Origin of the sequence: Sporosarcina sp. FSL K6-2383, from assembly GCF_038618305.1 — a bacterium.
GTDB lineage: Bacteria > Bacillota > Bacilli > Bacillales_A > Planococcaceae > Sporosarcina.
Genome location: NZ_CP152017.1, coordinates 528,405 through 541,806 on the forward strand (window position 1 = coordinate 528,405; position 13,402 = coordinate 541,806).

At 39.8% G+C, this 13,402-nt stretch carries 12 protein-coding genes and 1 pseudogene; 2 read left to right on the plus strand and 11 right to left on the minus strand.

Going from position 1 to position 13,402, the window contains the following annotated elements; all coding sequences use genetic code 11:
• The first annotated feature begins 72 nt into the window (after positions 1-72).
• The gene (gene mfd, locus MKZ10_RS02810) at positions 73-3,603 is read left to right on the plus strand and encodes a transcription-repair coupling factor (protein ID WP_342507688.1); all 3,531 of its coding nucleotides are present in this window, start codon (positions 73-75) and stop codon (positions 3,601-3,603) included.
• Positions 3,604-3,814: 211 nt separating this feature from the next.
• Positions 3,815-4,351: a stage V sporulation protein T gene (gene spoVT, locus MKZ10_RS02815; protein ID WP_203248963.1), complete on the plus strand. Its 537-nt coding sequence runs from the start codon at positions 3,815-3,817 to the stop codon at positions 4,349-4,351.
• Positions 4,352-4,537: 186 nt separating this feature from the next.
• Here the strand turns inward: spoVT and MKZ10_RS02820 are convergent, their stop codons facing one another.
• The 11 genes and pseudogenes from MKZ10_RS02820 to MKZ10_RS02870 all read right to left on the minus strand — a co-directional run bounded on the left by MKZ10_RS02820 (position 4,538) and on the right by MKZ10_RS02870 (position 12,852).
• Positions 4,538-5,005 (minus strand): GNAT family N-acetyltransferase, encoded by a 468-nt coding sequence (locus tag MKZ10_RS02820; RefSeq protein ID WP_342507691.1) that lies wholly within the window; start codon positions 5,003-5,005, stop codon positions 4,538-4,540.
• A gap of 416 nt (positions 5,006-5,421) precedes the next feature.
• Complete coding sequence (locus tag MKZ10_RS02825) at positions 5,422-6,045, minus strand: bifunctional 4-hydroxy-2-oxoglutarate aldolase/2-dehydro-3-deoxy-phosphogluconate aldolase (protein ID WP_342507693.1); 624 nt, start codon at positions 6,043-6,045, stop codon at positions 5,422-5,424.
• 19 nt (positions 6,046-6,064) lie between these two features.
• Positions 6,065-7,003 carry a sugar kinase gene (locus tag MKZ10_RS02830; protein ID WP_342507695.1) on the minus strand — a complete coding sequence of 313 codons (939 nt, stop codon included), beginning with the start codon at positions 7,001-7,003 and terminating at the stop codon, positions 6,065-6,067.
• Between the two features lie 13 nt (positions 7,004-7,016).
• Positions 7,017-7,865, minus strand: a complete 849-nt coding sequence (locus MKZ10_RS02835; protein WP_342507697.1) for an SDR family oxidoreductase — start codon at positions 7,863-7,865, stop codon at positions 7,017-7,019.
• A 10-nt stretch (positions 7,866-7,875) separates the two neighbouring features.
• Positions 7,876-8,937 carry a mannonate dehydratase gene (gene uxuA, locus MKZ10_RS02840; protein WP_342507699.1) on the minus strand — a complete coding sequence of 354 codons (1,062 nt, stop codon included), beginning with the start codon at positions 8,935-8,937 and terminating at the stop codon, positions 7,876-7,878.
• A gap of 19 nt (positions 8,938-8,956) precedes the next feature.
• A complete protein-coding gene (locus MKZ10_RS02845; protein WP_342507701.1) occupies positions 8,957-9,142 on the minus strand; it encodes a glucuronate isomerase in 186 nt (61 codons plus the stop codon).
• Positions 9,141-9,227 (minus strand): annotated as a pseudogene (locus MKZ10_RS02850) (oxidoreductase); the annotation flags it as partial. The gene MKZ10_RS02845 and the pseudogene MKZ10_RS02850, both read right to left, overlap by 2 nt.
• A gap of 55 nt (positions 9,228-9,282) precedes the next feature.
• Complete coding sequence (locus MKZ10_RS02855; protein ID WP_342507702.1) at positions 9,283-10,563, minus strand: TRAP transporter large permease; 1,281 nt, start codon at positions 10,561-10,563, stop codon at positions 9,283-9,285.
• Positions 10,564-11,058: a TRAP transporter small permease gene (locus MKZ10_RS02860; protein WP_342507704.1), complete on the minus strand. Its 495-nt coding sequence runs from the start codon at positions 11,056-11,058 to the stop codon at positions 10,564-10,566.
• Between the two features lie 11 nt (positions 11,059-11,069).
• Entirely contained in the window at positions 11,070-12,110 is a 1,041-nt protein-coding gene (locus MKZ10_RS02865; RefSeq protein WP_342507706.1) for a C4-dicarboxylate TRAP transporter substrate-binding protein, read from the minus strand.
• A gap of 58 nt (positions 12,111-12,168) precedes the next feature.
• Positions 12,169-12,852 (minus strand): GntR family transcriptional regulator, encoded by a 684-nt coding sequence (locus MKZ10_RS02870; RefSeq protein WP_342507708.1) that lies wholly within the window; start codon positions 12,850-12,852, stop codon positions 12,169-12,171.
• Positions 12,853-13,402 lie beyond the last annotated feature (550 nt).

A 13,402-nucleotide genomic window follows, 5' to 3' on the forward strand; every position in this document is an offset into this window, starting at 1 on the left:
CCTTCGCTGTTTGATTCTCTGACTAAACCTACTTCAACCGATGTATTTGATGAAAAGAAAGGAAGTGTATGAGTGGAAGCGCTGTTAGATTTATTTTTACAAGAAAAAGAGATTCGAAATCTAGTTGAAGAGTTAGAGTTAGGGAAAGACCGCCAACTCATCGCTGGGCTATCAGGAGGGGCAAAGTCGGTCTTTTTCAAAACGCTCCAGCAATCGAGTCAGCAGCCGGTTCTTATTGTGTCCCCAAATTTATTGCAAGCACAACGTACATATGAAGACCTTGTCAAAATGCTGGGTGATTCTCTTGTGCATCTGTACCCGGCAGAGGAGCTAATTGCAGCTGATTTCTCGATTTCTAGCTATGAGCTCCGTGCGCAACGTATTGATACAATCGATCATATGGCACGGGTTGGAAAAGGTATTTATATCACGCCTATTGCAGGTATGAAAAAATTATTGCCGACAAAAGAGCGATGGTTGAATAGTTCATTGTCAGCAAGAATCGGCGATACGATTAATGTCTCAATGTGGCTAGATCAACTAGTGTCAATGGGCTATACGAGGCAGCCAATGGTAACAGCTCCAGGCGAGTTTGCGTTACGTGGAGGTATTTTAGATTTATATCCATTGAATATGGAAGACCCTGTTCGGGTTGAATTATTCGATACGGAAGTCGACTCTATCCGTACATTTTTGGCAGAGGATCAGCGCTCCACCGGCAAGCTTGAAGAGATGACCATCCTTCCGGCTTCGGAATTTGTATGGGCGGCTGAAGATTTGATGACCGTTGCAGATAAGCTAGAACTAGCACTTGGCGCGAGTTTGAAGAAGATGAAGGATGCGGAAGCGAAAGAGCGGCTAACGTTACATATGACGGGCGATATTAGCTTATTAAGGGATGGTATAGTTCCAGAGAATATGTTGAAATATGCATCGTTTTCGGCGGTGATCTCCTCCTTTGAAAGCTATTTTCCAAGTAACGGCACAGTTTTATTTGATGAAATTGGGCGTATTTTGGAAGTTGTAGCGTCACTGGAAGCAGAGGAAAAGGAATGGATGATTGCGCTTCTGGAAGAAGGAAAGATTGTCCATGATGCGAAAATTTCTTGGTCATTCGATGAAATACATAGTATGATCAATCAGCAGAAAATGTATTTATCGCTATTTGTCCGTTCAATACCTGGTATTACGGTGAAAAAGACTGTTACATTTTCGTGTAAACCAATGCAACAGTTCCATGGACAGATGAATTTATTGAAAAATGAGATAGAGCGCTGGCAGCAAGGCCGTTTCAATGTGTTCATTGTTGTGAATGGCACGGAACGCATGAAAAAAGTACAGTCGATTTTGCAAGATTATGATATGGCGTCCGTCTTGTCCGGCAAACCATCGAGCGCAGGGGCTGTGTTAGTCATCGATGGTGATTTGTCGGCTGGATTTGAGCTGCCTTTTCAGCAAATTGCAGTCATAACAGATTCGGAATTATTCAAAGGGAAGCCTAAGCGCAAGGCTCGCCCGCAAAAGATGACCAATGCAGAACGTATTAAAAGCTATTCTGAGATCAAGCCTGGCGACTATATTGTCCACGTCAATCATGGTATTGGAAAATATATCGGGATTGATAATTTAAGCCAAGGCGGCATAGACAAAGACTTCCTTGTGATTCATTTCCGTGGGGAGGATAAGTTATACGTTCCGACGGATAAGATTGATTTGATCCAAAAATATGTAGCGTCAGGTGAAAAAGAGCCGAAGTTGCATAAGATGGGTAGCGCGGACTGGAAGAAAACGAAAAGTAAGGTATCAGCGGCTGTTCAAGACATTGCAGACGATCTGATCCTTTTGTATGCCAAACGTGAATCAGAAAAGGGGCATGCCTTTGCGCCAGACGATGATTTGCAGCGAGCATTTGAAAATGCATTCCCTTACGACGAGACGGATGACCAGCTACGGTCGATTCAAGAAGTGAAGCTGGATATGGAAAAAGAGCGCCCGATGGATCGGTTGCTTTGTGGAGATGTCGGCTACGGGAAAACGGAAGTGGCTATTCGTGCAGCGTTTAAAGCGGTGGCCGATGGTAAACAGGCAGCATTCCTTGTGCCGACGACTATACTTGCCCAACAGCATTATGAAACGATGAAAGAGCGTTTTTCAGGTTTCCCAGTAGAAGTGTCGTTGTTAAATCGTTTCCGTTCGAAAAAGCAACAGACAGAAACATTGAAGGGCATGAAAGCTGGAACGATTGATATTGTCGTAGGTACACATCGGCTATTATCAAAAGATGTCGTCTATCAGGATCTAGGTCTATTGATTGTGGATGAAGAGCAAAGATTTGGTGTGACGCATAAAGAGAAGTTAAAGCAGTTAAAAACGAATGTGGATGTTCTAACATTGACGGCAACGCCGATTCCGCGGACGCTCCATATGTCGATGTTAGGTGTTCGTGACTTATCCGTCATTGAAACACCTCCAGCAAATCGCTTTCCTGTCCAGACATATGTCATGGAGCATAATTTCGGACTCGTCCGTGAGGCCATTGAACGGGAAATGGGTCGTGGTGGGCAAGTATTCTACTTATACAATCGTGTGGAGGATATGGCACGCAAAGTGGATGAAATCAGACAGCTTGTCCCAGAAGCAAGGGTAGGCTTTGCGCACGGACAGATGGGTGAGTCGGCACTGGAGTCAGTTATTCTTAGTTTCCTTGAAGGGGAATATGATGTATTGGTCACGACGACGATTATCGAAACAGGTATCGATATTCCAAATGTCAATACACTTATTGTGCATGATGCGGACCGCATGGGCTTATCACAGTTGTATCAGCTTCGTGGACGCGTAGGACGCTCGAATCGTGTCGCATATGCCTATTTCCTTTATCAGCGTGATAAGGTACTGACGGAAGTAGCCGAAAACCGTTTACAAGCCATTAAGGAATTTACTGAACTCGGTTCAGGTTTTAAAATTGCGATGCGTGATTTGTCCATTCGTGGAGCGGGTAATTTATTAGGATCGCAGCAGCATGGCTTCATTGACTCAGTAGGTTTCGATCTGTACTCGCAGATGCTACAGGAAGCGATTGAAGAGAAGCAGACAGGCATTGTGAAAGCTGATATTCAGGAAATGGAAATTTCATTGCCAATCAACGCGTATATTCCAGATGAGTATGTTCGTGATGGCTTCCAAAAGATTCAAATGTATAAACGAGTGAAAGCAATTGATAGCGAAGCAGATTACAGTGAGCTCGTGGATGAAATGACAGACCGATTCGGCGACATGCCACTTGAAGCCGACTTACTGCTCCGTATTGCACGTATCAAGGCGTGGGGACGTACGGCAGGTGTGGAATCGATTAAGAAAGTGAATACACGTATTGAGGTACGTATATCGCCGGAAGGATCAGCTACAACAGATGGTGCTAAGTTGGTATCTGAATCCATGAAATTTGGTCGTGCTGTTGGCTTTACGATGGAGGGCGGACAGCTCATCATGAATGTCGATGAACGCCATACAGGGAAACAGACTGCATTTGATGTGTTGGAAGAAATGATGAGACTTCTGCAATCGGCTGTAAAGGAAACGGTTGTTTCCGATTCCGTCTAAAGGGCATGTTGCATATTTTGTCCATAAATGATGCATACTACATTTGAAACAAAATTTAACTTGAATCAGCAGAAGTTCAAATTCTCTGTAGCTGACGCTTTGCTTTCAGTACAAATACATTTACTGATTCAAGTTAAGCCTCCGGCGGATGTCAGGAATTACGCCAAGGCGCAATTGCTATTCAATTTTGTGGAAAGTGAGGCATCATGGTATGAAAGCAACGGGAATCGTCCGCAGAATCGACGATCTAGGAAGGATAGTCATTCCGAAAGAAATTAGGAGGACACTCCGCATTCGTGAAGGGGATCCGCTTGAAATTTTCACCGATCGAGATGGCGAAGTGATTTTGAAGAAATATTCTCCGATATCAGAGCTTGGAGAATTCGCGAAGGAGTATGCAGAAACGCTGTACGAAACACTCGGTACACCTACACTTATTAGTGATAGGGATGAAATGATTGCTGTCTCGGGTTTATCGAAAAAGGATTATTTAAATCGCCAGCTATCTCCAGACATCGAGGAAATCCTAGCAGGTCGCAAAATCGTCACCGAAAAACTTGAAAAGGCGGTGGAATGGATACCGGGACAAGTGGAGCAGGTCAAATCGTATTGTATTGCCCCGATTGTAGCGGGGGGCGACACGATAGGGGCTGTCTATTTGTTGTCGAAAGTCCATTTCATCGGGGAACCTGAACAAAAAGCGGCAGAAACCGCGGCACATTTTTTATCGAAGCAGATGGAGCAATAGGGAACAGCCCACAAGGACCGGGAGTTTTACGGTTTTTGTGGGCTTTTTTTTGGGGGGGAGTGATAGACCCGATTTATGCTCATCGAATTGTGGCTGAATCTGGCACAACAAACTGATATATACATAAATCTCTTGCCACTTAAAAAGAAATCAATTCATTTCATTTCAAAAGTACTGATGAATAAGCTAGACCTGCTTCACCATAGCGACCACATTCAAAGCAAAACCATTCAGTTTATATACAATTTCCTCCTCAAAAATCCGATATCCTAACGAATGATAGAGCGCTATATTTTTAGGGACAGCCATACGAACCTTGCATTGGATCATTGGTTTTTCTTGTTCAATTGCATACATCTCCAATGAATTCAGTAGCTTCTTTGCAATCCCTTGCCCCTGCTTTATCGGAATAACGGCCAATCGATAAAAATAAACATAGTCTTCTTTAACGCGAAAACGAACCATTCCCACCGGCTCATCATCTATAGAGCAAATGATTGCCTGTTCGCCATCATCTAGAGCAGTCAATACCGATTGTACGGTTTCTTCCAAAGCGCTTGAGGGTGGCACTTCATTTTCATATTCCATAAATGCTTGGATCATTAAGTCGTGGATGATTGGTGCATCGGTTGTTTTTGCGAATGTTATTTTCATAGGACCTCCCTTTAACGAATATACAACTAGTTGAATTATTATGTAGAAGAGATAATTTGGTGCTTCCAAGTTTACAATTAAAGAAAAACAGTCCACGCCAACCGTATTATAACGGCTTACGTGGACTCTCCCTAATTTGGATTACACAATCCATTCTTCATCGTAATCACCCAATCTGCACACGGCAACATTTCCTCATCATCACCATCAATACCGAAATATTCAATGGCAATTCGCTGCCAGAGGGCTTATTGAGAAATGCTTGTAGGGACGAAGTGTCTTGTACTTTATAATGCTCCAGTACGAAGCTCAATTGCATTTCATGGACAATACGGACATTTATCGATATTCGGAAGATCTTTATACAGGAAACAAGTTGTTCGTTTATAATAGAATTTCCTACAATGTCAATATAGTTACCTTCCGCCCAGGGTCACCCAAGAGATCGCTTCCGCGGTTAAACTTGCCCAATCGTTACTGTCTACCAAATCCTTTCGTATAAGTGCGCTGCCAGCACCAACTACTTTAGCCCCGGCATCTAAATAGGTCTTGGCCGTTTCCATTGTAATTCCACCTGTCGTCATAATATCGATATGACTAAGAGGTCCTTTTACATCCTTTATAAAGGATGGGCCAAGAACAGATGCAGGGAAGAGTTTAATCATTGCGGCTCCTCCATTATGTGCTTTTACCATTTCACTCGGGGTGAAAGCACCTGGAATAAATGGAACATTTCGTTCTATAGCGTATTGCATAACTGCTTCATCTAGTACTGGAGAGACAATGAACTGCGCTCCTGCATCAATTGCTCGTTGACAATCCTCTTTGGATAAAACAGTACCTGCCCCAACAAGTAAATCCTTTGGAAAAAGTTCCAATGTTTCTTCAATGATACTAACTGCCCCTTCAGATTCCATAGTGACTTCAACTGCTCGAATACCGCCATCGTAAAGTGCTTGAATAATGGATTGACTTTTCTCATAAGGTATCTTCCGTAGTACTGGAATAATGGGGTGCTGCTTTAAAATGTCTATTATCATTAATTATCAATTCCTTCCATTACCTTTGGACTTCTTTATAATTAGGGTCAATTTGATGTGAATAAGGATAGCCTTCTGCATCCCCAGGAACAGTTAAAGCATAGGATGCAACTGTATTGGCTCGATGAACTGCTTCGGAAATAGGGATACCACTAATCAATCCAGATATAAATCCAGCGGCAAATCCGTCGCCTGCTCCTATTGGATCTACTACCTGTTCAAGCTGAATGCCTTCTACATATCCGGACTCCTCCACTGTTGCGTAGTATGCACCCTTTTTACCTAACTTTACAATGACAACAGATGTATCATGTTGTAAAAATTCACGTGCCATTGCCTCGGGTTCTATTTTTCCTGTCAGTAACTCTCCTTCGTCTATACCAGGCAAAACAATGTCACACTTATTAGCAATATCGCGTAAAACTGGTGTTGCTTCTTCCTTACTCCAAAGTTTTAATCGAATATTAGGGTCGAATATGATGGTTAATCCATGTTTTTTCGCAAGCTTAATACTATGCATAACTGTATCTAAACAGGTAGGACTCAATGCTGGAGTAATACCTGTTATATGTAGATATTTTGCTTTTGCTATATAACTTTCATCTATGTCCTTTGGAGTCATTTGGGAAGCCGCTGAATTTTTTCGGTAATAAAAGACCTGTGGCTCTCCAACCATTTTTCGTTCTTTAAAAAATACGGCAGTAGGGTAATCTTCTAGAAATTTAACTTGGGAAGTATCTACTCCTTCTCCACGTATCATATTTCTGATGTAGATTCCAAAATCATCATGCCCTAAATTAGAAATCCAACCGACCTGATGTCCAAGTCGAGCTAGGGCAATTGCTACATTCGATTCTGCTCCGCCAATTGTCTTGTCAAACTTGGAGGCAAAAGTTAAAGAACTTATAGAGTCAGGGGTAAACAACACCATCGACTCACCAATTGTCACTACATCCATGTCTTTCACCCCTTTAAACGCCTGAATAGGCCATAAAACCACCATCAACTGGTATTGTGACACCGGTAACAAAACCAGACATTTGATCATCCACCAACCATAACATTGTTCCCAATAAGTCTTCAGGTTTTCCAAAACGACGCATAGGTGTATGAGTAATGATTTTATTCGAACGTTCTGTTAAAGAACCATCTTCATGTGTCAATAGTTTTTTGTTTTGCTCTGTTAAAAAGAAGCCTGGGGCAATTGCATTTACGCGTAGCCCTACATCGGCAAAATGAACTGCCAACCATTTAGTTAAATTTTCTATCCCTGCTTTTGCAGCACTATAAGCAGGTACCTTTGTCATCGGGGACGGTGCACTCATTGATGACATATTAATAACCGTTGCATGCTCCTTTTCCACCATATCTTTAGCAAATACTTGTGTCGGTAATAATGTCCCCATAATATTCAAATCAAAAACGAATCCAAATCCTTCTTTCGTTAGATCAAAAAAAGTTTGAATAGATGAATCTTGAAAATCTTCTTTATTAAATGTTTCATTAGTTGTAATCCCCATTGGATGATTACCGCCTGCTCCATTTAATAATATATCGCAGGTGCCAAAGACTTCTACTACCTTTTCTCTCGCTTGCTCAACGGACTCTTTACTCAATACATCACAAGCAATAGCGATAGCTTCTCCACCTATTTTGTTAATATCATCTGCAACCATCTGACCATTTTCAAGTGTACGATTTAATATCGCTACCTTTACACCTTGGCGTCCTAGTTCACGTGCCATGGCACTACATAGAACTCCACTTCCACCTGTAATTACAGCTACTTTACCAGCGAGATGTTCTTTAATCTCTAACATTTTCTTCACCTCATTTAGTTTGTTCTAATGAATCCCATATTCCCCATAAATACATAATTCCGAGTGCACGATCATACAAACCATAACCTGGACGACATACTTCATCCCAAATGTGACGACCATGGTCAGGTCGAATATAACCTGTGTAACCAACCTCATGGAAGGCCTTCATAATTCCAAACATATCAACCGAGCCATCGGACATTTTATGAGATGTTTCGATAAAATCACCATTATCAAATCGTTTTAAATTTCTTACATGAGCAAAATGAATCTTATCTGCGTATCTACGAATGATTGCTGGTAAATCATTTGCAGGATTTGCACCTAACGATCCACTACAAAAAGTTAGACCATTTGAAGGACTATCTACTAACTCTAAAACTCTTCCAAGGTTTTCCGCATTAATGACAATTCGAGGTAGTCCAAAAACTGGCCATGGTGGATCATCGGGGTGAATAGCTAGTTTAATATTATACTTTTCTGCAACAGGAATCACTGCTTCTAGAAAGTACTTCAAATTATCCCATAGCATTTCTTCATCCACTTTTTTATAGGCTTCTAATATTTCACTCAATTGCTCCATTCTCTCTGGTTCCCAACCGGGAAGTGTAAAGTTCTCGTCTTTCATCACACGTTCTACAAGTTCAGATGGGTCGTTTCCTTCTATAAGCTGCTTTTCATAAAACAATGCAGTTGAACCATCCGGTAATTCTTTAAACAAATCTGTTCGAATCCAGTCAAAAACTGGCATGAAATTATAACAAATTACTTTGACCCCAACTTTAGAAAGCTCTTGAATGGTTTCTATATAATTCTCAATATATTTATCTCGCGTAGGTAATCCAAGCTTGATATCTTCGTGAATATTGACGCTTTCCACTACTTCAATGTGGAGATTATACGGGTCTACCTGTTGTTGTAGTTCCTTTATATCATCAGTAGACCATTTCTCACCAGCAACTTTATTATGCAGTGACCATACTACCCCTTTAACGCCAGGTATTTGTTGAATATGTGCAAGTGGTATATGATCATTTTCTTCTCCAAACCATCTAAATACCATTTCCATTTCTATCACCTTACATTCCTTATAATTCTATCGACAAGTAATTCTGTACATTGTGGAAGCAGATATCTTGAATTATTTTACCTAATAAATCAAAGTCTACTGTGTATTTTCCATTCTCTACCCAGTCATCAACGACATCACATAAGACCCTTCTAAAATATTCATGACGAGTATAAGACAAAAAGCTAAGTGAATCAGTTACCATGCACTACTACTTTTGCTCCGAATTCTGCAAACCTGGTTGCGATAGATCGACCAATGCCCGTACTACTTCCAGTAACCCAAACCACCTTATCTTCAAATGAAAACCTTCAATACCCCATTTCTCTAAAAATACTTTTTTACTCACATTAACAAATCAGGCAAGAACATCACGATAGCTGGAACAAAAGTTAGTAATAGGACTAAAGCAAACACTCCTAAGATAAATGGAATGGATTCCTTTACATACTCCTCTACAGGAACCTTCATTAAAGAGGTAGTCGTATACATCGTGACACCTACTGGAGGTGTCATCCCACCAAATGTTACAATAGTCATCATTAGAATCCCAAAATGCACTGGATCTACACCTACCGTTTGAACAATCGGAAGGAATATTGGTGTTAACAATAAAACCAAGACTGTTGATTCTATGAACATCCCGGCAATTACTAAGAATGCTAATATCAAGATAATCATCAGATTAGCGCTTGATGTAATACCAATTAAGAAATCGGCTGCGTTTTGAGGGAGACGATCATACGTAATTAAGAAACCTAAAATCGAAGAGACGGAAATGATCAATAAAATAGAAGCATTATCTGTAATAGATTGTGAAACAGCTTCTTTGAAATTTTTCCAATTCAACTCTCGATAAACAAAGAAACCAATAACGATGGCATACACAACGGCAAAAGCTCCAGCTTCTGATGCAGTGAAAATCCCAAATCGAATTCCTACGACTAAGATAACTGGGAACATTAATGCCCATACACTCTCTCTTGTGGCAATCATTATTTCTTTAAAGGTTGCTCTTTTCTGAACAACATTACTATCGTACCCACGCTTATTTGCAATAATATATGAGATAACCATTAATACTACCATCATTAAAATACCTGGTATTATTCCTGCCAAAAACAGTCGCCCAATGGAGACTTGCCCCACATATCCATAAAGTATCAATCCAATACTAGGAGGTATAGTGGCAGTTATTAAAGAACTGATCGCAATTACGGCTGCAGAGTACCCACCAGAATAGCCACGATCAATCATTTTTTGACCTAAAATACGACTTTGCATGGCAGCATCTGCATTTGCTGAGCCAGAAACCCCACCCATAACAGTACTTAATACAATCGAGACATGGGCAAGACTTCCTTTTAAATGACCTGTTAATGCATTAGAAAAACGGATAAGTCTATCGGTAATACCAGATGCATTCATCAAATTACCCGCAAGTATAAAAAATGGAACGGCTAGTAATGGAAAAGATTGAGTCCCTGCCACCATTCGCTGGGTAGTTATTTCAATTGGTAAATCAGAACCTACTAAAAAGTACATTAAACTACCAATCCCAATGGCAAATGCAACTGGCATATTCAAAAATAACAAAACAAAAAAAACAATTGCAACAACTAACATCTATTTCCCCCCTATGAGCTCACTTCGTGACATGAACTTTGTAAATTTTTCTTTTAACTTGATGATTGTTGTTAGAACCATAAGTATGCTTCCGATAGGTACAGCCATCGTTATAAAAGAATAACTTAATGGAAGGTTGCTAATTTGTCGCACAGAGTTTTCTATACTTAATTGAATCCCATACTTTGTTAAAAATAATAAAAATGCAATGACCAGTATATTCATCACTATATCGATAATGGATTTTACCCTTTTTGGCATCATTTTAACGAAAAAATCAACTTCAATATGCTTGTTTTCTCGTAAGGTTCTATTGGCGCCTAAGAATATTACCCAAACAAACAGAAGTTGTGCAAATTCCACTGACCATGAGAGGGGCACCCCGGCCCACCTCATGACTGCAGAAGTAAAAACAAAGAATACAATGGCTATGAGTAATAAATTAGTTATGAAATTTTCAAAGCTAATGTATAATTGTCCAATTCGCTTTATCATGACAACATCACTCACTTTTTCCCTAGAATGTCGTTCACTTGATCTCTTAAAGCTTGATAGCCATCTAACTTCTCGTAAACTGTTTCTGTTGCCTTTTTAAATGGTTCTATGTCTACTTCATGTACTTCAATACCAGCATCAATCATTTTTTGTTCAAAGTCGGCTAACAAATCTATCGTATTTTGCGAAGCTAATTCTCCATTTTTTTGCGCTTCTTCATAAACGATATCCTGATATTCTTGTGGCAATTCTGCCATCCAGTCAGCGCCTGCAACTATTCCAGTAACCAGTTGGAAATGACCTGTTTTTGTAATATATTTAACTACTTCATGTAAGTTGGCACCAAATGTTGCGGGATGCTGTGCTTCCGTTCCATCAATTACCCCTTGCTGAATACCTGGATAAACCTCCGAAAATGCCATGCCCGCGGGACTTGCTCCCATTGCAGAAATCGTCTCTGTCCAAACAGTCGCCCCTGGTGTACGTAATTTTAATCCTTTTAAATCTGCAGGTTTTTCTATCTTTTTGTTTGTTAATAAATGACGATCACCTTGATACCAATTGAAGGAAAGGACCTGTAAATTATGCTCTACTGCAAGCTTTTCTTCCCAGCCTTTAAATAAATCAGATTGTGTAACTTTGTTAGCCTCATCATAGTTATCTACAATATAAGGAGCGGAAAGAATTCCAATTTCCGGTACCATTTCAGCTAGACGTCCTGCATCTACGATTACCGCAACATTAGCTCCAACCTTTGCTTGCTCTAACACATCGCTATCGTCTCCTAATGAGCCATTACCGAAGATTTCAATAACTACTTCATCATTCGTTTTCTCCGCTACACTAGCTTTAAATGCTTCTAATCCTTGATAAATTGGATCTGTTTGTGCAAGTGCTGTATTTATCTTTAGCGTATAAACTTTGCCAGTGCCGCTCTCACCACTTGTTTTTGCATCAGTTGAACCCTCTGCCTCTGAACTTCCCCCACAGGCCGCTAGCAGCATCATTACAGATAATACAGTCAATAAAAATAACCTTTTTTTCACACTCATTCTTTCTCCCCCTTGTAATTTAGTTTAAATAAAGCGCTTACATTTAATTTGGAACTTATTATTTAAAATAAGTTGGATATTCTTCTTTTAACGAACTTAACTCAAAGCGTAATTTTCGAAGATGTTCTCCCATCGCTTCATCAGCAAGATCAGGATTCTGGGATTCGATGGCATCTACAATCTTTGTATGTTGCGAAAGAATCTGTTCCCAATTATAGTTTGCAGCTAAACTAAGCACCCTTATACGATTTAAATGTGCGTTAAAGTTTTGAAGTACAGACCAAATTCTTGGCTTCCCAGAACCTAACGTAATAATGTAATGAAATTCCTCATCTAGCTCAAATAACTTAGTATAATTTTTCTCTTCCACACAATAGCGTTGTCTTTGTAAATTTTCCCTCAAAGAAACAAGGTCTACATCACCAGAATTCTCAGCGGCTAGTTTTACAGCAGCTCTTTCTAGAAGCTCACGGATAAACCTAATTTCCTCTACATATTCCAAATCGATTAAAGAAATAAATGTACCTTTTTGTGGATAAACCTCTAATAATTCTTCCTGAACCAACTTTACGAACGCTTCTCGGACAGGAGTTCGACTGACACTTAGCATTTCGGATATTTCTTTTTCAGACACATTTTGACCTGGCTTAAATTTTAATTTAATAATATTTTCCCTTAGTGTTTCATATACATGATCACGAGTAGAATAGCTTCTTACACGGTTATTTTTTTCATGTAACAATATTTTCCCTCCTCTTTTTTTATATACTACCACACTAGCATACTTGTATACTAGTATTTTTTGAACATTTACTATATTCCGTTTCAATTATTAAGTCATGCCTTTTATATTCCCTTACAAGTAGGTTTTTTCCAAAGTTCCTTTATTGAAAATTTGAAGCTGTGTCATGTCTTTAAAGGATAGGCCGGTATAATAGCACCATGTTAATTATTAAGTCCAACTAAAAACCTCCAACTACTCCAGATTTGTAGTACTTTAATTCTTTGTACAATAAACCTATACATGAAAAAAAGATCGATTGAAGTGACTTGAAACCACTTCAGTCAATCATTTTTGTGTGCTCGGCATGGACGAGTTTGTAAAACAAAATGAAGTACAATACTGCACAAGTTCCATTCAGTAGATGCAGCTACATGGGAGAAAGGTTATAACCCTTACTTGAGAATTCAGCAAAATCTATAGTAGTTTCCACTCGGAATTCAGACCATTCGTACGCAACTTATAAAAGTAGTAAGTAAGTTAGTGGAACCGCATCATAACGTTTTACGTG

What these genes read in the sequence shown, in the direction of transcription:
- spoVT (WP_203248963.1), top strand. Translation starts at nt 3,815, where the DNA reads ATGAAAGCAACGGGAATCGTCCGCAGAATCGACGATCTAGGAAGGATA.
- MKZ10_RS02820 (WP_342507691.1), bottom strand. Translation starts at nt 5,005, where the DNA reads ATGAAAATAACATTCGCAAAAACAACCGATGCACCAATCATCCACGAC.
- MKZ10_RS02825 (WP_342507693.1), bottom strand. Translation starts at nt 6,045, where the DNA reads ATGATAATAGACATTTTAAAGCAGCACCCCATTATTCCAGTACTACGG.
- MKZ10_RS02830 (WP_342507695.1), bottom strand. Translation starts at nt 7,003, where the DNA reads ATGGATGTAGTGACAATTGGTGAGTCGATGGTGTTGTTTACCCCTGAC.
- MKZ10_RS02835 (WP_342507697.1), bottom strand. Translation starts at nt 7,865, where the DNA reads ATGTTAGAGATTAAAGAACATCTCGCTGGTAAAGTAGCTGTAATTACA.
- uxuA (WP_342507699.1), bottom strand. Translation starts at nt 8,937, where the DNA reads ATGGAAATGGTATTTAGATGGTTTGGAGAAGAAAATGATCATATACCA.
- MKZ10_RS02845 (WP_342507701.1), bottom strand. Translation starts at nt 9,142, where the DNA reads ATGGTAACTGATTCACTTAGCTTTTTGTCTTATACTCGTCATGAATAT.
- MKZ10_RS02855 (WP_342507702.1), bottom strand. Translation starts at nt 10,563, where the DNA reads ATGTTAGTTGTTGCAATTGTTTTTTTTGTTTTGTTATTTTTGAATATG.
- MKZ10_RS02860 (WP_342507704.1), bottom strand. Translation starts at nt 11,058, where the DNA reads ATGATAAAGCGAATTGGACAATTATACATTAGCTTTGAAAATTTCATA.
- MKZ10_RS02865 (WP_342507706.1), bottom strand. Translation starts at nt 12,110, where the DNA reads ATGAGTGTGAAAAAAAGGTTATTTTTATTGACTGTATTATCTGTAATG.